Source organism: Pseudomonas sp. App30 (genome assembly GCF_047947025.1).
Taxonomy (GTDB): domain Bacteria; phylum Pseudomonadota; class Gammaproteobacteria; order Pseudomonadales; family Pseudomonadaceae; genus Aquipseudomonas.
The window spans coordinates 2631131-2650621 of record NZ_CP133165.1; the positions used below are offsets into that span (position 1 = coordinate 2631131).

Annotated in this window: 17 protein-coding genes; 11 read left to right on the forward strand and 6 right to left on the reverse strand. The window is 66.0% G+C overall.

What is annotated here, in order from left to right:
• Positions 1 to 13: 13 nt before the first annotated feature.
• Positions 14 to 604, reverse strand: coding sequence for an ACP phosphodiesterase (locus tag RAM80_RS12140; RefSeq protein ID WP_416426768.1), 591 nt, complete (start codon positions 602 to 604; stop codon positions 14 to 16).
• 152 nt (positions 605 to 756) lie between these two features.
• Here RAM80_RS12140 and RAM80_RS12145 point away from each other — a divergent pair, with 152 nt between their 5' ends.
• Entirely contained in the window at positions 757 to 1062 is a 306-nt protein-coding gene (locus RAM80_RS12145; protein WP_416426769.1) for an ArsR/SmtB family transcription factor, read from the forward strand.
• A gap of 48 nt (positions 1063 to 1110) precedes the next feature.
• The gene (locus RAM80_RS12150; protein ID WP_416426770.1) at positions 1111 to 2160 is read left to right on the forward strand and encodes an alkene reductase; all 1050 of its coding nucleotides are present in this window, start codon (positions 1111 to 1113) and stop codon (positions 2158 to 2160) included.
• Between the two features lie 62 nt (positions 2161 to 2222).
• Here the strand turns inward: RAM80_RS12150 and RAM80_RS12155 are convergent, their stop codons facing one another.
• From RAM80_RS12155 to RAM80_RS12165, 3 genes are all read right to left on the reverse strand, one after another.
• Entirely contained in the window at positions 2223 to 3065 is an 843-nt protein-coding gene (locus RAM80_RS12155) for an ATPase (RefSeq protein WP_416426771.1), read from the reverse strand.
• A 96-nt stretch (positions 3066 to 3161) separates the two neighbouring features.
• The gene (locus RAM80_RS12160) at positions 3162 to 4163 is read right to left on the reverse strand and encodes an NAD-dependent epimerase/dehydratase family protein (RefSeq protein ID WP_416426773.1); all 1002 of its coding nucleotides are present in this window, start codon (positions 4161 to 4163) and stop codon (positions 3162 to 3164) included.
• 25 nt (positions 4164 to 4188) lie between these two features.
• Positions 4189 to 5082 carry a LysR family transcriptional regulator ArgP gene (locus RAM80_RS12165; protein ID WP_416426775.1) on the reverse strand — a complete coding sequence of 298 codons (894 nt, stop codon included), beginning with the start codon at positions 5080 to 5082 and terminating at the stop codon, positions 4189 to 4191.
• A gap of 91 nt (positions 5083 to 5173) precedes the next feature.
• Here RAM80_RS12165 and RAM80_RS12170 point away from each other — a divergent pair, with 91 nt between their 5' ends.
• From RAM80_RS12170 to RAM80_RS12210, 9 genes are all read left to right on the forward strand, one after another.
• The gene (locus tag RAM80_RS12170; RefSeq protein WP_416426777.1) at positions 5174 to 5773 is read left to right on the forward strand and encodes a LysE/ArgO family amino acid transporter; all 600 of its coding nucleotides are present in this window, start codon (positions 5174 to 5176) and stop codon (positions 5771 to 5773) included.
• A 165-nt stretch (positions 5774 to 5938) separates the two neighbouring features.
• On the forward strand, positions 5939 to 6535 hold the full coding sequence (locus tag RAM80_RS12175; RefSeq protein WP_416426779.1) for a superoxide dismutase: 597 nt from the start codon (positions 5939 to 5941) through the stop codon (positions 6533 to 6535).
• Positions 6536 to 6800: 265 nt separating this feature from the next.
• A complete protein-coding gene (locus tag RAM80_RS12180) occupies positions 6801 to 8852 on the forward strand; it encodes a putative bifunctional diguanylate cyclase/phosphodiesterase (protein ID WP_416426781.1) in 2052 nt (683 codons plus the stop codon).
• A 116-nt stretch (positions 8853 to 8968) separates the two neighbouring features.
• Positions 8969 to 10297 carry an imelysin family protein gene (locus RAM80_RS12185; protein ID WP_416426782.1) on the forward strand — a complete coding sequence of 443 codons (1329 nt, stop codon included), beginning with the start codon at positions 8969 to 8971 and terminating at the stop codon, positions 10295 to 10297.
• 113 nt (positions 10298 to 10410) lie between these two features.
• On the forward strand, positions 10411 to 11826 hold the full coding sequence (locus RAM80_RS12190; protein ID WP_416426784.1) for a di-heme oxidoredictase family protein: 1416 nt from the start codon (positions 10411 to 10413) through the stop codon (positions 11824 to 11826).
• Between the two features lie 20 nt (positions 11827 to 11846).
• Entirely contained in the window at positions 11847 to 12911 is a 1065-nt protein-coding gene (locus RAM80_RS12195) for an imelysin family protein (protein WP_416426786.1), read from the forward strand.
• Between the two features lie 2 nt (positions 12912 to 12913).
• Positions 12914 to 13969 carry a DUF1513 domain-containing protein gene (locus RAM80_RS12200; protein ID WP_416426788.1) on the forward strand — a complete coding sequence of 352 codons (1056 nt, stop codon included), beginning with the start codon at positions 12914 to 12916 and terminating at the stop codon, positions 13967 to 13969.
• Positions 13970 to 14171: 202 nt separating this feature from the next.
• The gene (locus tag RAM80_RS12205; RefSeq protein WP_416426790.1) at positions 14172 to 15299 is read left to right on the forward strand and encodes an efflux RND transporter periplasmic adaptor subunit; all 1128 of its coding nucleotides are present in this window, start codon (positions 14172 to 14174) and stop codon (positions 15297 to 15299) included.
• A gap of 13 nt (positions 15300 to 15312) precedes the next feature.
• Positions 15313 to 18336, forward strand: a complete 3024-nt coding sequence (locus RAM80_RS12210; protein WP_416426792.1) for a multidrug efflux RND transporter permease subunit — start codon at positions 15313 to 15315, stop codon at positions 18334 to 18336.
• A 90-nt stretch (positions 18337 to 18426) separates the two neighbouring features.
• Here the strand turns inward: RAM80_RS12210 and RAM80_RS12215 are convergent, their stop codons facing one another.
• Positions 18427 to 18648 (reverse strand): hypothetical protein, encoded by a 222-nt coding sequence (locus tag RAM80_RS12215; protein WP_416426794.1) that lies wholly within the window; start codon positions 18646 to 18648, stop codon positions 18427 to 18429.
• Positions 18645 to 19364 carry a lipopolysaccharide kinase InaA family protein gene (locus RAM80_RS12220; protein ID WP_416426795.1) on the reverse strand — a complete coding sequence of 240 codons (720 nt, stop codon included), beginning with the start codon at positions 19362 to 19364 and terminating at the stop codon, positions 18645 to 18647. Before RAM80_RS12220 ends, RAM80_RS12215 begins: the two co-directional genes overlap by 4 nt.
• Positions 19365 to 19491 lie beyond the last annotated feature (127 nt).

The window sequence follows — 19491 nt, forward strand, 5'->3', positions numbered from 1 at the left end:
GTTTTTGAGGACGTCAAGAGCTCGCTGGCAAGCCAGCTCCCACACGGGCGAACTGCTGGAGGATGGGGTAGAAGGCGCGGAAGTCCGCGGTGAGGGGTTCGTATAGCGCGCGCACTTCCTGCATCGCTCCCAGCATCCCTTCCGGCTTCGACAGCCGCCGCGCAATGCCGTTGAACACCTGCTCCAGCACCTCGAATTCCGCGTACGAGCCCAGCCAGTCGTCGGCGATCATGTACGGCGCCATGCGCGCCAGCCGCCCCGGCAGCTGCGGCTCGGCGGCCAGCACCCGGTAGACCCCGGCGGTGTATTGGTGCAACGGTACCTCGGCGTAATCCTGCCAATGCCGCGCCAGGCAGTGGTCGAAAAACACGTCGAGGATAATGCCCGCGTACCGCCGCCGCGCCGCCGGAAAGCGCGCCAACGCCGCCAGCACCAACGGATGGCTATCGGTAAACGCATCGATCTGCCGGTGCAGCTGGATGGCCGCCAGCAAACGCGGCGAATACTGCCCCTCCAGCCGGCCCTTGACGAAATCGCCATACAGGCTGCCCAGCAGTTGTTCAGGTTCCTGGCCGCCCAGGTGCAGGTGCGCGAGATAGTTCATCTCTCCAGCGTACCACCTGGCGAGCGCATCGTTATAACCCGATATACCGATTTAGCCTGTGCATAGCGCTCGATCATATTTGTATATCGCGATTTACAGATATATATTTCGTCCCAACGCGATATACGCTGACCCGGACGAGCACTGCTGCCATGCCCATCGATCTCGACGAAATAATAAAAGCCCTGGCCCACCCAGTACGGCGAGAAATCCTCAACTGGCTGAAAAACCCTGAAGTCGAATTCCCCGACCAACAGCACCACAGCACCGACATCGGCGTGTGTGCCGGGCAGATCGACCAGCGCTGCGGCCTGTCGCAGTCCACGGTGTCAGCCCACCTGGCGACGCTGCAACGCGCCGGGCTGATCAGCAGCCGCAAAGTCGGCCAGTGGCACTTTTTCCAGCGCAACGAGGAGACCATCCAGGCCTTCCTCAAGCAGATGAGCCAAGAGCTCTGAGCGCGCCCGTTATCCCCTTGCCAACTCCAAACCTGTGAGGCTAGTCCCATGACCACGATTTTCGATCCGATCAAACTTGGCGACCTCGAGCTGCCGAACCGCATCATCATGGCGCCCCTGACCCGCTGCCGCGCCGACGAAGGCCGCGTGCCCAACGCCATGATGGCCGAGTACTACGTGCAGCGCGCCAGCGCCGGCCTGATCCTCAGCGAAGCCACCTCGGTAACCCCGATGGGCGTGGGCTACCCCGACACCCCCGGCATCTGGTCCAACGACCAGGTGCGTGGCTGGACCAACGTCACCAAAGCCATCCACGGCGCCGGCGGCCGTATCTTCCTGCAGCTGTGGCACGTGGGCCGCGTCTCCCATGAAAGCTACCTGAACGGCGAGACTCCAGTGGCCCCGAGCGCCATCAAGCCGGCCGGCCACGTCAGCCTGGTGCGCCCGATCACCGAGTTCCCGACCCCTCGCGCGCTGGAAACCGCTGAAATCGCCGACATTGTCGAGGCCTACCGCCAGGGCGCGGAGAACGCCAAGGCCGCCGGTTTCGACGGCGTGGAAGTGCACGGCGCCAACGGCTACCTGCTGGACCAGTTCCTGCAAAGCAGCACCAACAACCGCACCGACAACTACGGTGGCTCGCTAGAAAACCGCGCGCGCCTGCTGCTGGAAGTGACCGATGCCTGCATCGACGTGTGGGGCGCCGGCCGCGTGGGCGTGCACCTGGCACCGCGCGCCGACTCCCATGACATGGGTGACGCCAACCGCCTGGAAACCTTCAGCTACGTGGCTCGCGAGCTGGGCAAGCGTGGCGTGGCGTTCATCTGCGCCCGCGAGAAGCAGGCCGACGACAGCATCGGCGCCGCCCTGAAGGAAGCCTTCGGTGGCCCGTACATCGTCAACGAGCGCTTCACCAAGGCCAGCGCCAACGCTGCCCTGGCAGCCGGCACCGCTGACGCCGTGGCCTTCGGCATCCCCTACATCGCCAACCCGGACCTGGTGGCCCGCCTGGCAGCCGATGCGCCGCTGAACGAACCCAAGCCGGAACTGTTCTACGGCAAGGGCGCCGAGGGTTACCTGGATTACCCGACGCTGTAAGCCTGGCCTGAACGAAAAAGCCCCGGTGCGCGAGCACCGGGGCTTTTTCATGCCCAGCCGATTTACTGGCGGGTATTGATCTGCTGCTGCAGGTTCTGGATCTGGCTCTGCAGGGTGCTGATGTTACGCGTGGTCTGCCCGCGGAACGAGTCGAACTCAGCGGTGTTGGTGCCGGCTGCCGGCGCCGGGCGGTTCTCCACCTCGCTCTTGAGCACCACCAGGTCCTGCTCGACGCTGTCCAGGCGGCCGCCGACGTTGCCCTGCTTCTTCAGCGCCGCCACGTCATTGGCCACCGCCTTGATCTGCGCATCCAGCTTGCCGCCGTCGGCCTGGCCGGCCTTCAGGGTCGCCAGGTCTGCGCCCAGGCTCTTGAGCTGCGCCTGCACCTGCTCGTTCGCCGCCTGCTGGGCACTGGCCTGGGCCAGGGCCTGGTCCAGGCGCTTGCCCAGGTCACCCTGCTGCCCGGCCACGCCCTGCTGCTGGCGGCCCTGGTCCTGCAGCTGCGCCTGCAGTTGCTTGATCTGCAGTTTCAATTGCTCGCTGCCGGTGGTGGCGCTGGACTCGGTGGCGACCACCTTGCCGCTGATGTCCTGCAGGCGCCCGGCGGCTTCCTCGCTGATGCGCGCGAAGCTTTCCTGGGTGGCCACCAGTTGCTGCTCCATCAGCGAGATCTGCTGGAAGCTCCACCAACCCAGGCCGGCCAGGGCAATGGTCAGCGCGCCCACCAGGGCCCACAGGCCACCGGTGCTGGGGCCCTTGACCTTGACCACCGGCGTGGTGCGCGAATACACCGTGGTGCGGTCGCGCTCGGCGGGGGTGGCGGGGGCGAAGTCGTCGTCATCCCCGTCCTTGGCACTCAGGCGGGGCACATTGTCAAAATCGTCGTCACGGGCGTCGTTGCGCATGGGGAAACCTTGTATGTAGCACGATGATGGCTAAATAGCGGTGCGAGTATACCCGCCCACGGGCCGCAGTGATCGACCACGCAGGCGCGCGCCGGTTCAACGGCTGCCGGTGCGGTCCTGGGCTTTCCACCAGCCGCAGAACTCATCCAGCGCCGACCATAGGCTGACCTTGGGCTCGTACTCCAGATAATGCCTTGCCCGGCTGATGTCGAGGGTGAAATCCTTGTTCATGATCTGCATGCCCAGGCGCGACAGGGTCGGTTGCGGCCGCCCCGGCCACAGCAGGCAGGCGCCTTCGTTCAGCGCCGCTGCCGTGTACGCCAGCTTGTAGCCGCGATAACGGGTGGCCTGGGGCAGGTTCATCTGGCGCATCACATAGTTGACCACGTCCCAGATCGGCACCGGGCTGCCATTGCTGATGTTGTAGGCCTTGCCCAGCGCCGTGTCCCCAGCCATCAAGGCACTCATCAGCGCCTCATTGAGGTTCTGCACGCTGGTGAAATCGACCCTGTTGAGGCCGTTGCCGATGATCTTCAGGCGGTTTTTCTTCTGCATCGCCAGCAGCCGCGGGAAAATGCTCACATCGCCGGCCCCGGTGACGAAGCGCGGGCGCAAGGCCAGCACCTCAAGGCCGAACTCGGCTGCACCGAAGACCTTCTGTTCAGCGAGGAACTTGGTCTTCGCGTAATGATCGTGGAAGCGCCGCGGCACCTGCTCCTCGCGCAGGCCCAGGTGCGAACGGCCATCAAAATAGATGGAAGGCGAGGACAGGTGCACCAGGCGCCGCACCTGTTCTTTGAGGCACGACTCGACGACGTTTTCGGTGACCTCGACGTTGCCGCGATGGAAGTCCTGGTAACGGCCCCAGTTGCCCACGGCGCCAGCGCAATGCACCACCGCCTCGACGCCGATGCACAGGCGGCGTACCAGGTCAGGGTCGGTGAGGTCGCCCTGGACGAACTGTGCGCCCCGGCGCACCAGGTGCTCGACCCCTTCGGCCCGGCGGCCACTGACGCGCACCTCCAGCCCCTGTTCCAGCGCATGGCGGGCAAAGCGCCCGCCAATAAAGCCACTCGCGCCGGTCACCAGAATTTTCATGAAGCGCTCCGCATCGTTTGTATCGTTAAAGGGTTGTTACCAGCCACTGCCCGGCCTGGCGCGCCAGGTGGTCGGTGAGGTCAGTGAGCAACTGGCCGCCATGGCGCCAGTGGTGCCAGTACAACGGCACGTCGATCCAGCGCTCGGGCATCAGTTCCACCAGGCTGCCATCCGCCAGTTGCGGCTGCACCTGCAGTTCGGGCACCAGGCCCCAGCCCAGGCCGGCTTCGGCCATGCGCATGAAACCCTCGGAAGAAGGACACAGGTGGTGCATGAAGCCGCCGTCGATCCCCAGTGCGGCCATGTAGCGGTGTTGCAGCCGGTCGTCCGGGCCGAAGACCAGGGCCGGGGCGCAGGCCAATTGTCCCGCATCGAAGCCCGCAGGGAAATGCCTGGCGACAAACCCGGGGCTGGCCAACGCCCGGTAACGCATGGCGCCCAGCAGCAGGCTGCGCGCGCCAGCCACCGGCCGCTCGCTGCCGCACAGGCAGGCGGCCACCTCGCCTGCACGCATGCGCTTGAGACCCACCTCCTGGTCTTCCACCACCAGGTCCAACAGCAGCCCGCGCTCGGCACAGAAACGGCCGACCGCCGACGCCCACCAGGTCGCCAGGCTGTCGGCGTTCAGGGCAATGCGCAGGCGCTCGGGCAAGCCCTCTTCGTCCAGCGCCGGCACCTGGCCCTGCAGGTCGCGCTCAAGCAGGCGCACCTGCTGCACGTGGTTGAGCAGGCGCCGGCCAACTTCGGTTGGCGTCGGCGGTGTGGCGCGCACCAGCACGGGCTGGCCAATGCGCGCCTCGAGCAGCTTGATGCGCTGGGAAATGGCCGACTGCGACAGCCCCAGCACCTGGGCCGCGCGCTCGAAGCCGCCCTGTTCGGCGACCGCCGCCAGGGCCGAGAGCAATTTGTAATCGAACATCACTTTTCCTAATGAGCGATCAGCAGTATTGGTTTTTCTTATACAGCAACAGGCCCCACACTCCAAAGCCTTGCAGAGGAGCGTGAATGTCATGTGGCACAGTTATGTAAACGGTTTGTTGGTGGCGGCGGGGCTGATCATGGCGATCGGCACGCAGAATGCGTTCGTCCTGGCCCAGAGCCTGCGCCGCGAGCATCACCTGCCGGTGGCCCTGCTGTGCGTGCTGTGCGATGCCGTGCTGGTGACCCTGGGGGTGTTCGGCCTGGCCAACGTGTTGGCGCACAGCCCGTTGCTGCTGGGCGTGGCGCGCTGGGGCGGGGCCGTTTTCCTGCTGTGGTACGGGGCCAAGGCGCTGCGCCGCGCCTGTTCCAGCCAAAGCCTGCAACAGGGTGACGGCGATGGCCAGCGCTCGCGGCGCGCGGTGCTGTTGAGCGCGCTGGCGGTGACGCTGCTCAACCCCCACGTGTACCTGGACACCGTTCTGCTGATCGGCTCCCTGGGCGCGCAGCAGAGCATGCCCAGCGCTTATGTGGCCGGCGCCGCAAGCGCCTCGCTGTTGTGGTTCTTCACCCTGGCCCTGGGCGCGGCCTGGCTGGCGCCGTGGCTGGCACGGCCGGCCACCTGGCGGCTGCTGGACCTGATGGTGGCCGTCATGATGTTCGCGGTAGCCGCGCAACTTATATATGCCTAAACGCTCTGGAACCTCTATCCCACACAGTTGTTGCGTGGTTATGCCCAAGCCCCGGTGCTATGATCCAGAGCTTGCGCCGCAAAGAGTAAAAACTCGCCGGCGTATATCTGGCCGCCCGTGATCGGCCTTGCGCTCACCGCAACAGACCTGATTAGGAGAATCACCATGGCTTTTGAATTGCCGCCGCTGCCCTACGCCCACGATGCGCTGCAGCCGCACATCTCCAAAGAGACTCTGGAATACCACCACGACAAGCACCACAACACCTACGTCGTGAACCTGAACAACCTGGTGCCAGGCACCGAGTTCGAAGGCAAGACCCTGGAAGAAATCGTCAAGACTTCCTCGGGCGGCATCTTCAACAACGCCGCTCAGGTCTGGAACCACACTTTCTACTGGAACTGCCTGGCGCCAAACGCCGGCGGCCAACCTACCGGCGCCCTGGCTGAAGCCATCAACACCGCGTTCGGTTCGTTCGACAAGTTCAAGGAAGAGTTCAGCAAGACTTCCATCGGCACCTTCGGCTCCGGCTGGGGCTGGCTGGTGAAGAAGGCTGACGGTTCCCTGGCCCTGGCCAGCACCATCGGCGCCGGCAACCCGCTGACCAACGGCGACACCCCGCTGCTGACCTGCGACGTCTGGGAACACGCCTACTACATCGACTACCGCAACGTTCGTCCTAAATACGTCGAAGCGTTCTGGAACCTGGTCAACTGGAAGTTCGTCGCCGAGCAGTTCGAAGGCAAGACCTTCACTGCCTAAGCTTCGCGCTTGCTGAAAAAGCCCGGCCTGTGCCGGGTTTTTTTGTGCCTGGCGCCAGGGGGCTTGCCTGGATCCGGGATAAGGCTAAGATTCAAAAAAGGAAAAAATGCCGGACGGCGCTCAAGTGCGAGCCGGTTCCAACCGACATACTGGAAGGCGTCTGCATTGGCCATCCGTTGTCAGCCTGTTACCCCTTGACTGCCTACCGGGATTGCCAACGATAATGGCATATTGATGCCACTTGCACGCAACAAGGAATGGCCCTTTGAAGCTGGAACTCAAGAACAGCTTGTCGGTGAAGTTGCTACGCGTGGTACTGCTCTCGGCATTGATTGTCGGGGTGGTGCTCAGTTGCGCGCAAATCGTGTTCGACGTCTACAAGACCCGCCAGGCCGTGGCCAATGATGCCGCGCGCATCCTCGACATGTTCCGCGACCCCTCCACCCAGGCCGTCTACAGCCTGGACCGGGAGATGGGCATGCAGGTGATCGAGGGCCTGTTCCAGGACAACGCCGTGCGCATCGCGTCCATCGGCCACCCCAACGAGCCGACCTTGGCCGACAAGGCCCGGCCGCCATTGCAGACCGCCACGCGCTGGCTCACCGACCCCATCCTGGGCGAAGAAAAGACCTTCACCACGCAACTGGTGGGCCGCGGCCCGTACAGTGAATACTACGGCGACCTGAGCATCACCCTAGATACCGCACCCTATGGCCGGGATTTCATCACCAGTTCGGTGATCATCTTCATTTCCGGCGTGCTCCGTGCCCTGGCCATGGGCCTGGCGCTGTACCTGGTGTACCACTGGTTGCTGACCAAGCCGCTGAAACAGATCATCGAGCACCTGACCCAGATCAACCCCGACCGCCCCAGCCAGCACAAGCTGCCGCTGCTCAAGGGCCACGAGCGCAATGAACTGGGCCTGTGGATCAACACCGCCAACCAGCTGCTGGAATCCATCGAGCGCAACACCAACCTGCGCCACGAGGCCGAGAACAGCCTGCTGCGCATGGCCCAGTACGACTTCCTCACCGGCCTGCCCAACCGCCAGCAACTGCAGTCGCAGCTGGACAAGATCCTCGTCGATGCTGGCCGCCTGCAACGCCGGGTGGCCGTGCTGTGCGTGGGCCTGGACGACTTCAAGAGCATCAACGAGCAATTCAGCTACCAGACCGGCGACCAACTGCTGCTGGCCCTGGCCGACCGCCTGCGCGCCCACAGCGGCCGCCTGGGCGCGCTGGCGCGGCTGGGCGGCGACCAGTTCGCCCTGGTGCAGGCCGACATCGACCAGCCCTACCAGGCCGCGGAACTGGCGCAAAGCATTCTCGACGACCTGGAAGCGCCCTTCGGCCCGGACCTGGGCGAGATTCGCCTGCGCGCCACCATCGGCATCACCCTGTTCCCCGAAGATGGCGACAACGCCGAGAAGCTGCTGCAGAAAGCCGAGCAGACCATGACCCTGGCCAAACTGCGCTCGCGCAACCGCTACCAGTTCTACATCGCCAGCGTCGACAGCGAGATGCGCCGCCGCCGCGAACTGGAAAAAGACCTGCGCGAAGCCATCGCCCGTGGCCAGCTGTTCCTGGTCTACCAGCCCCAGGTCAGCTACCGCGACCACCGCGTGGTCGGTGTCGAGGCGCTGCTGCGCTGGCAGCACCCGGAACACGGCCTGGTGCCGCCCGACCAGTTCATTCCCCTCGCCGAGCAGAACGGCAGCATCGTCGCCATCGGCGAATGGGTGATGGACCAGGCCTGCCGGCAACTGCGCGAATGGCTGGACCTGGGTTTCAGCGACCTGCGCATGGCGGTCAACCTGTCCACGGTGCAGCTGCACCACGCCGAACTGCCGCGGGTGGTCAGCAACTTCCTGCAGATCTACCGCCTGCCGCCGCGCAGCCTGGAGCTGGAAGTCACCGAGACCGGCCTGATGGAAGACATCAGCACCGCCGCCCAGCACCTGCTGAGCCTGCGCCGCTCCGGGGCGCTGATCGCCATCGATGACTTCGGCACCGGCTATTCGTCGCTCAGCTACCTGAAGTCGCTGCCGCTGGACAAGATCAAGATCGACAAGAGCTTCGTCATGGACCTGCTGCAGGACGACGATGACGCCACCATCGTGCGGGCCATCATCCAGCTGGGCAAGAGCCTGGGCATGCAGGTGATCGCCGAGGGCGTGGAAACCCTGGAGCAGGAAAGCTACATCATTGCCGAGGGCTGCCACGAGGGCCAGGGCTACCTGTACAGCAAGCCGCTGCCGGCGCGCGAGCTGACCCTGTTCCTGCGCCAGGCCCAGCGCAGCCAGGCGGTGAGCCTGTAGACCTGTCGAATTTGCTTACATCTTCGCGGTTTACATGAAATGCATATCCTTCGCATCATTGCGCCGTTTTAACGAGCCTGCGGGCTCGTTTCCCCCTCACGACGCAGGATATCGCCATGACCTACATGCCCCTGGCCGCCGGCCTGCTGGCCATCGCCGTCTCGCTCGCCGGTTGCGGCGACAGCAAGGAAGACAAGCGCAGTGCCGCCCAGGTGCCGAGCGCCTCCAGCAGCACCGCGACCGGCAAGAAGAGCGTCGACGAGGTTGCCGCCCACGCCGTGGTAGCCCACTACGCCGACCTGGTGCAGGCGGTGTTCAGCGACGCCCACACCAGCGCCCTGGCGCTGCAGCAGGCCATCGCCACCTTCCTCGCCACCCCGGACGCCACCACGCTCAAGGCGGCCCGTGAGGCCTGGGTGGCGGCCCGGGTGCCGTACCTGCAGAGCGAAGTGTTCCGCTTCGGCAACCCGATCATTGACGAGTGGGAAGGCCAGGTGAACGCCTGGCCGCTGGACGAAGGCCTGATCGACTACGTCGACGCCAACTATGAGCCGGCGCTGGGCAACCCGGCGGCCACCGCCAACATCATCGCCAACGCGCAGATCCGCATTGGCGAAGACAAGGTCGATGTCACCCAGATCACCCCCGAGGCACTCGCCAGCCTCAACGAGCTGGGTGGTTCCGAGGCCAACGTCGCCACCGGCTACCACGCCATCGAGTTCCTGCTGTGGGGCCAGGACCTCAATGGCACCGGGCCGGGCGCCGGCAATCGCCCGGCCTCCGACTACCTGGAAGGCCCGGGCGCCACCGGCGGGCATAACGACCGCCGCCGGGCCTACCTGACGGCCGTGACCCAGCTGCTGGTCAGCGACCTGGAGGAGATGCTCGCCCAGTGGCAGCCTGGCGTGGCAGACAACTACCGTGCCGCGCTGGTAGCCGAGCCTGGGGAGAAGGGCCTGCGCAAGATGCTGTTCGGCATGGGCAGCCTGTCCCTGGGCGAGCTGGCGGGGGAACGGATGAAGGTCTCGCTGGAGGCCAACTCGCCGGAAGACGAGCACGACTGCTTCAGCGACAACACCCACCATTCGCACTTCTACGACGCCCTGGGCATCCGCAACGTCTACTTGGGCGAATACACCCGCCTGGACGGCACCCGGCTGAGCGGCCCGAGCCTGTCGGCGCTGGTGGCCAAGGCCGACCCCGCCACCGATGCGGCGTTGCGCGCCGACCTCGATGCCACCCAGGCGCGCATGCAGGCCATGGTCGACCGCGCGAACCAGGGCGAGCACTACGACCAGTTGATCGCCGCCGGCAACACCGCTGGCCAGCAGGTGGTGCGCGACGCCATCGCCGCTCTGGTCAAGCAGACCGGCAGCATCGAACAGGCCGCTGGCAAGCTGGGCATCACCGACCTCAACCCCGAGACGGCCGAACATACGTTCTAGCAGCGGCGTTCTAGCAGCGGCGACAGAGTAATTTGTATCAAACATTGACCCCGGCCGGTTACGGCCGGGGTGCCTGATAAGCTTGCCCCCTGCCCTTCACTGCTGGATCCTCGATGTCATCGCTCCTCCCTCGCCTCGGCGCCCTGCTGCTCACCCTGTGCCTGGGTGGTTGTGGCGAAGCCGTGCGGCTGGAAGACGAGGAACCGGAAGAGGCCCTGGCCGGGGGCGCCGGTACCGTCGGCCACCGCGACGTCAACGCCTTCGCCCAGCCCTCCGCCAACCTGAGCGCCGAGCGCAAGCTCGACTTCAGTGCCGGCAACAGTTTCTTCCGCAGCCCCTGGGTCATCGCCCCTGCCACCACCACCGCGCGCGACGGCCTGGGGCCGCTGTACAACACCAACGCCTGCCAGAACTGCCACATCAAGGACGGCCGCGGCCACCCACCCGGACCGGACGCCACCAGCGCCGTGTCGATGCTGGTGCGCCTGTCCATACCCGATACCACCCAGCAGGCAGCGCTCATCGAGCGCCTGGGCGTCAACCCCGAGCCGGTGTATGGCACCCAGCTGCAGGACATGGCCGTGCCTGGCGTGCACCCCGAGGCCAGGGTGCGCGTGGCCTACGAGCCGTACCCGGTGACGTTCGACGACGGCACCACGGTGCAACTGCGCAAGCCACGGCTGCTGATCACCCAGCTGGGCTACGGCCCCCTGCACCCCCAGGCGCGGCTTTCCGCCCGAGTGGCGCCGCCGATGATCGGCCTGGGGCTGCTGGAAGCCATACCCGTGGCCGCGATCCTGGCCAACGCCCAGGCCCAGGCCGCCACGGATGATGGCGTGCAGGGCCGGCCCAACAGGGTCTGGGACGATGCCCAGGGCAAGACCGTGATCGGCCGCTTCGGCTGGAAAGCCGGGCAGCCCACGCTGAACCAGCAGAACGCCCACGCCTTCGCCAACGACATGGGCCTGACCACCGGCCTGCAGCCCCGCGACAATTGCACCGCCGCGCAGGTCGGCTGCCTGCGCGCCGCCCACGGCGGCCACCCGGAGGTCAGCGACAACATCCTGCGCCTGGTGCTGTTCTATACCCGCAACGTGGCCGTGCCGGCGCGCCGCGACGTGGGCTCGCCCCAGGTGCTGGCCGGCAAGCAGCTGTTCAAGCAGGCCGGCTGCCAGGCCTGCCACACGCCGCACTACATCACCGCCGCCGATGCCGCCGAGCCGGAGCTGGCGAACCAGCGCATCCGCCCCTACACCGACCTGCTGCTGCACGACATGGGCCCGGGCCTGGCCGACGACCGCAGCGAGTTCGCCGCCGGGGGCCAGGACTGGCGCACCCCGCCGCTGTGGGGCCTGGGCCTGACCGAAACGGTCAGCGGCCACACCCAGTACCTGCACGACGGCCGTGCCCGCGATGCCATGGAAGCCGTGCTGTGGCACGGCGGCGAGGCCGCAGCGGCGCAGCGCCAGGTGCTGTCCTTCAACGCTGCCCAGCGCGCCGCGCTGCTGGCCTTCCTGAATTCACTTTGAGTCTTGCCACGGAGCCCTGAATGTTTCGTCCCACCCTGCTGTTCACCAGCCTCGCCGCCCTGCTCCTCGGTGCCTGCACGCCCCAGGACCGCCAGGCAGCCACCAGTGCGGCCATTGCCAACCAAGTCATCCTGCCCACCTACAGCCGCTGGGTGGCGGCCGACCAGCAGCTGGCCATCAGCGCCCAGGCGTTCTGCCAGGGCAGCGCCAGCCTGGCCACCGCCCGGGCCGACTTCCTCCATGCCCAGCGCGCCTGGGCGCAGCTGCAGCCGTTGCTGATCGGCCCGCTGGCCGAAGGCAACAGCACCTGGCAGGTGCAGTTCTGGCCGGACAAGAAAAACCTGGTGGGGCGCCAGGTCGAGCAGTTGGTGAACGCCGACGCCACTGTAGACGCCGCCAGCCTGGGCAAGGCCAGCGTGGTGGTGCAAGGCTTGTCGGCCTACGAATACATCCTCTTCGACGCGCGCCTGGACCTGGCCGACGCCAGCCAGAAAGCCCGCTACTGCCCGTTGCTGGTGGCCATCGGCGAGCACCAGCAACAGCTGGCGCAGGACATCCTCGGCCAATGGCAAGGCGACCAGGGCATGCTCTGGCAGATGAGCCATTTCCCCAACCCGCGCTACGCCGATTCCCAGGAAGCCATCGCCGACCTGCTGCGTGCCCAGGTCACGGCGCTGGACACCCTGAAGAAAAAGCTCGGCACGCCCATGGGCCGCCAGAGCAAGGGCATCGCCCAGCCAATGCAAGCCGAGGCCTGGCGCAGCGAGGCTTCACTGCACAGCCTGCAGGCCAGCGTCAGCGCCGCCCAGACAGTCTGGGCCGGGGTCGACGGCAACGGCCTGCGCGGGTTGCTGGGCAAGGACCAGCAAGCCCTGGCCCAGCGCATCGACGGTGCCTACGCCGAGGTGCAGCAGTGGTTTGCCGAGCATCAAGGGCCGCTGGCCGAGCTGCTGGCCAGCCCCGCCGGGCGCCAGCAGCTGGAAACGCTCTATGACCGCCTGAACGTGCTGCACCGCCTGCACGAAGGCGAGCTGGCCAAGGCGCTGGGCATCGCCCTGGGCTTCAACGCCAACGACGGTGACTGAACATGGGCCTGGCACAGTGGTGCAAAAACCTCCTGGCCCCCGCCTCGCCGGGCGGCCTGCTGCTGTCGGCACGCGATGACGCCGAGGGCCGGCACTATGCCGTGGGCTATCGGCAGGATGGGCGCGAGGTGTTTGCAACCGCCGTGTCCCAGCGCTGCCACGCCGTCATCGAACATCCACGGTTGCCGCTGGCACTGTTCGTGGCCCGCCGGCCGGGCACCGAATGCTACCTGCTGGACCTGCGCGACGGCCGCCTGGTGCAGACGCTGGCCGCGGCGCCGGACCGGCATTTCTATGGGCACGCCGTCATCCATGCCAGCGGCGACTGGCTATACACCACCGAGAACGACACCCGCGACCCGGGCCGCGGGGTCGTCGGCGTCTACCGCTTCGAGGGCCAGCGCCTGGCCCCTGCGGGCGAACTGTCGAGCCATGGCATCGGCCCCCACGAGCTGGCCTGGATGCCCGACGGCGAGACCCTGGTGGTCGCCAACGGCGGCATCCGCACCGAGGCCGAGAGCCGGGTGGACATGAACCTTGAGGCCATGACCCCCAGCCTGGTGCTGATGGGCCGCGACGGCACGCTGCACAGCCGCGAGACCCTGGCGCAACCCATGAACAGCATCCGCCACCTGGCTATTGCCAGCGACGGCACGGTGCTGGCCTGCCAGCAGTTCATGGGCGCGGCCGATGACAGCGCGCCGTTGCTGGCAATCAAGCGACCGGGCCAGGCGTTCCAGCCGTTTCCGGTGGCCGAGGCGCAGCTGCGGTGCATGGCCCACTACAGCGCCAGCGTGGCGGTGCATGACACCCTGCGGCTGGTGGCACTGACGGCGCCACGGGCCAACCGATGCTTCATCTGGGACCTGGACAGCGGCGCGCTACGCCTGGAAATGCAACTGGCCGATTGCGCCGGGGTGGCGGCGGTGCCCCAGGGCTTCGTGGTCACCTCCGGCCAGGGCCGCTGCCGCCTGGTGGACTGCCGCACCGCTACGCCGGTGGCCACGCCGTTGAGGTTGCCGGCGGGGTTCTGGGATAACCATCTGCGCAGGCCGTGACGCGCCTGTGTGGGAGCTGGCTTGCCAGCGAGCTGTTGATTGAGGCCCGAAAAGCTCGCTGGCAAGCCAGCTCCCACAGAAACCCGTATACAGCGGCTATGATTTGTACACGTAATATCCAGAAATACAGCGCAGTGGCGCCCCGCGCCTTACAAGAATAATGTGCTGCAACTCTCAGCTTCGCTTTCCAGGGAAACGGAATATGTTGCGCCGCCGCATGCTCACCATGTTGGGGATCGTGCTGGTGGTCGTCCTGCTGCTCGGTGGTTACAAGGCATGGTCGATCTACCAGCAGGTCCGGATGTTCTCGGCCCCCAAGCCGCCCGTTGCCGTGGCCGTCGCCACTGCCAGCGAACGCGCCTGGCAAGCGCGGCTGCCGGCGGTGGGCAGCCTCAAGGCGCTGCAGGGCGTGAACCTGAGCCTGGAAATCGCCGGCACGGTGCGCGCCATCCAGTTCGAGTCCGGGCAGCAGGTCAAGGCCGGCCAGCCACTGCTGCAACTGGACAGCGACGTCGAGACCGCGCTGCTGGGCACCGCCCAGGCCGACCTGGGCCTGGCCCAGCTCGACTACGGCCGCGGCGCGCAACTGGTGGACAGCCGCGCCATCTCCAAGGGCGAGTTCGACCGCCTCAACGCCGTGCTGCTCAAGAACAAGGCGACCGTCGCCCAACTCAAGGCCAGCCTGGCCAAGAAGAACATCGTGGCCCCGTTCAGCGGCACCATCGGCATCCGCCGGGTCGACGTTGGCGACTACCTGGCCAGCGGCACGGTCATCGCCACCCTGCAGGACCTCAGCAGCCTCTACGTGGACTTCTACGTGGCCGAGCAGGCCATCCCGCAGCTCCACGTCGGCCAGCCCGTGCTGGTCACCGTGGCCGCCTACCCGGGGCAGACCTTCGAAGGCACCATCAGCGCCCTCAACCCCAAGGTCGACGACAGCACCCGCAACATTCTCATCCGCGCCACCCTGGCCAACCCCCAGGGCAAGCTGCTACCCGGCATGTTCGCCAACCTGCAGGTGGTACTGCCCCAGCCGCATAACCAGGTGGTGGTGCCCGAGGGCGCCGTGGCCTACACCCTGTACGGCAACTCGGTGTACGTGGTCGGCGAGAAAAAGGACGAGCAAGGCAAGCCGGTCACCGGCGCCGACAACAAACCAGTGCTGGTGGCCGAGCGGCGCTTCGTCGACACCGGCGAGCGCCGCGACGGCCTGGTCATCGTCAGCAAGGGGCTGAGCGCCGGCGAGCAGGTGGTCACCGGCGGCCAGCTCAAGCTCACCAGTGGTGCCGCGGTAAGCGTCAGCCCCGACGCTACCCTCAAAGCCCACTGACAGGAGCACGGCCATGGCCTTTACCGACCCGTTCATCCGCCGCCCGGTGCTGGCCAGCGTCATCAGCCTGTTGATCGTGCTGCTGGGTTTCCAGGCGTGGAGCAAGCTGAGCATCCGCCAGTACCCGCAGATGGAAAACGCCCTGATCACGGTCACCACCGCCTACCCCGGGGCCAACGCCGAGACCATCCAGGGCTACATCACCCAGCCGCTGCAGCAGAGCCTGGCCAGCGCCGAAGGCATCGACTACATGACCTCGGTCAGCCGGCAGAATTTTTCGGTCATCTCCATTTACGCGCGCATCGGCGCCGACAGCGACCGGCTGTTCACCGAGCTGCTGGCCAAGGCCAACGAGGTCAAGAACAAGCTGCCCCAGGACGCCGAGGACCCGGTCCTCAGCAAGGAGGCCGCCGACGCTTCGGCGCTGATGTACATCAGCTTCTACAGCGACCAGCTCAACAACCCGCAGATCACCGACTACCTGTCGCGGGTCATCCAGCCCAAGCTGGCGACGCTGCCGGGCATGGCCCAGGCCGAGATCCTCGGCAACCAGGTGTTCGCCATGCGCCTGTGGATCGACCCGGTGAAGCTGGCCGGCTACGGCCTGAGCGCCAACGACGTCACCGACGCGGTGCGCCGCTACAATTTCCTGTCGGCCGCCGGCGAGGTCAAGGGCGAGTACATCGTCACCAGCGTCAACGCCGCCACCGACCTGAAATCCACTGAAGGCTTCGCCGCCATCCCGCTCAAGACCGACGGCGACAGCCGCGTGCTGCTGGGTGACGTGGCGCGGGTGCAGATGGGCGCCGAGAACTACGACACCGTCAGCTCCTTCAACGGCACGCCCTCGGTGTACATCGGCATCAAGGGCACGCCCGGCGCCAACCCGCTGGACGTGATCCGCGAGGTGCGCAAGCTGATGCCCGAACTCGAAGGCCAGCTGCCACCCAACCTCAAGGCTTCCATCGCCTACGACGCCACGCTGTTCATCCAGGCCTCGATCGACGAGGTGGTGAAGACCCTGTTCGAGGCCGTGCTGATCGTCATCGTGGTGGTGTTCCTGTTCCTCGGCGCGTTGCGCTCGGTGATCATCCCGGTGGTGACCATTCCGCTGTCGATGATCGGCGTGTTGTTCTTCATGCAGCTCATGGGCTACTCGATCAACCTGCTGACCCTGCTGGCCATAGTGCTGGCCATCGGCCTGGTGGTGGACGATGCCATCGTCGTGGTGGAGAACATCCACCGGCACATCGAGGAAGGCCGCACGCCGTTCGACGCAGCGCTGGAAGGTGCCCGGGAAATTGCCATGCCGGTGGTGTCGATGACCATCACCCTGGCCGCCGTGTACGCGCCCATCGGTTTCCTCGAGGGCCTGACCGGCGCGCTGTTCAAGGAGTTCGCCCTCACGCTCGCAGGGGCCGTGGTGATCTCCGGCATCGTCGCCCTTACCCTGTCGCCAATGATGTGCGCCCTGCTGTTGCGCGCCGATCCCGACCCCAAGGGGCTGGCCCACCGCCTCGACCAACTGTTCGAGGGCATCAAGCAGCGCTACCAGCGCCTGCTGCACGCCACCTTGCAGACCCGCCCGGTGGTGGTGGTGTTCGCGCTGATCGTGCTGTGCCTGATCCCGGTGTTCCTCAAGTTCAGCCAGTCGGAGCTGGCGCCCGCGGAAGACCAGGGCATCATCTTCATGATGGCCACCGCGCCGCAGCCCACCAACCTCGACTATTTGAACACCTACACCGACCAGTTCCTGGGCATCTTCAAGGACTTTCCCGAGTACTACTCCTCGTTCCAGATCAACGGCTTCAACGGCGTGCAGTCGGGCATCGGCGGCTTCCTGCTCAAGCCCTGGAACGAGCGCAGCCGCACGCAGATGCAGCTGTTGCCCGAGGTGCAGGCGCGCCTGGCGCAGATCCCCGGCCTGCAGATCTTCGGTTTCAACCTGCCGGCGCTGCCCGGCACCGGCGAGGGCCTGCCCTTCGAGTTCGTGATCAACACCGCCAACGACTACGAGTCGCTGCTGGACGTGGCCCAGCGGGTCAAGGACCGCGCCCAGGCCACCGGCAAGTTCGCCTTCCTGGACATCGACCTGGCTTTCGACAAGCCCGAGGTGGTGGTGGATATCGACCGCGCCAAGGCGGCGCAGATGGGCGTGTCGATGCAGGAACTGGGCGGCACCCTGGCCACCCTGCTGGGTGAGTCGGAGATCAACCGCTTCACCCTCGATGGCCGCAGCTACAAGGTCATCGCCCAGGTGGAGCGCGCCTACCGCGACAACCCCGAGTGGCTGAACCAGTATTACGTGCGCAACAACCAGAACCAGCTGCTGCCGCTGTCCACCCTGATCACCGTCAGCGAGCGGGCGCGCCCGCGCCAGCTCAACCAGTTCCAGCAACTGAACTCGGCGATCATCCAGGGCTTCCCCATCGTCAGCATGGGCGACGCGGTGCAGACGGTACGGCAGATCGCGGTCGAGGAAGCGCCAGCCGGCTATGCCTTCGACTACGGCAGCAGCGCCCGCCAGTACGTGCAGGAAGGCAATGCCCTGTGGGTCACCTTCGGCCTGGCGCTGGCGATCATCTTCCTGGTGCTCGCCGCTCAGTTCGAAAGCTTCCGCGACCCGCTGGTGATCCTGGTGACCGTGCCGCTGTCCATCTGCGGCGCGCTGATCCCGCTGTTCCTGGGCTGGTCGAGCCTGAACATCTATACCCAGGTGGGGCTGGTGACCTTGATCGGGCTGATCAGCAAGCACGGCATCCTGATCGTCGAATTCGCCAACCAGCTGCGCCGGGAAAAAGGCCTGGACGCGCGGGAGGCGGTGGAGCAAGCGGCAGCGATTCGCCTGCGGCCGGTGCTGATGACCACCGCGGCCATGGTCTTCGGCATGGTGCCGCTGATCCTGGCCACCGGCGCCGGTGCGGTCAGCCGCTTCGACATCGGCACCGTGATTGCGACGGGCATGTCGGTGGGCACCCTGTTCACGCTGTTCGTGCTGCCGTGCGTGTACACCCTCATCTCCAGGAAAACCCCGTAGCAGCGGCCGCCAGGCCGAGTCCCGGGCGCCCCACGGATGCAAAAAGGCCCCGTCCTTGACGGGGCCTTCGGGCCGATCGGTATGGCAACCTCAGCCCTTGCGTCCCTGGGCCATGCCGAACACGAACAGGAGCAGGTCCTGGTCCGGCCGCACCGCCACCTGGGATTTGGCCGCTCGAGGCAGGGGGCAAGCCCCCGCGCCCGTTTCAACACTCAGCACACCCGGCCGAGGTTGATCCAGGGCTGCAATCGCAGCAGTGCTGACCGCCAGGGCAGCGAGCAAAAACAAACCTCGAGCAATTTCTAGTTTCATGACTCTAAACCTTTGATCGGGCTGCCAAACGCCGTCTTGTAAAAATAGAGCAGTTTGCTCCAGTCTGCGTCGCTGAACGACGAGTGGCGGCGCAGTTGCTTGAGGTCATGACGGGCCGCGCTCTGGGCGCTGAACCGCTGGCGGCACTTCTCCAGGTCCAGGGTGGCGATCTCCGGTCGCGCTGCTGCGCCCTCGCCCACTACCCGCAGGAAAATGTGTTTTGCATAAAGGCAACTGTGCTGCCAACGGCCCTTGTGCATGCGCGCCAAGGTGTCGGCCAGTTGCTTGAGTATGGCTTCATGCAGCGCTTCACCGTAGTGCGCGCGGTCATGGCTTTCATACCACTGGTCGATTTCCTGGAACCCATCCAGGGCCTCGGTGACCAGCAGTGCACGCCACTGGCCCTGGGTGTCACGCTGGGCACCGCAGAACACCAGTTTCGGCACGCCTACACCAAGGGCGGCAAGGCTCTGCAAGGCATCGCGCTCGCGCAGCACCGTCGGCCGCCCCATGGGGTGGCGCAGGCTGCGGTAGGTGTGCCCTACCTGGCGCTTGGCATACAGCAGTTGGCCATTGGCGGAATGCAGGCGCTGCACGCCGCTTTCGCCGCCGCGGCGCACGTTGGGCTCTTCCACCCATTCGCCCTGCTGGTTCCAGAAATAATCAAAGCGCGTGTCGGGCGCTGAAGGGCTTGGGGTCGCGTAGTCGACGGCCATCACCGGTACTCCTTGGCTAGGATGTGAACACGCCACACCGCATACAAATCGCGATCACCTTAGTCAGGCGGTCGTGAAAAATGTGTAGAAAACCTCAGTAAGCGAGCCGGGGTTTTACACAGGAACA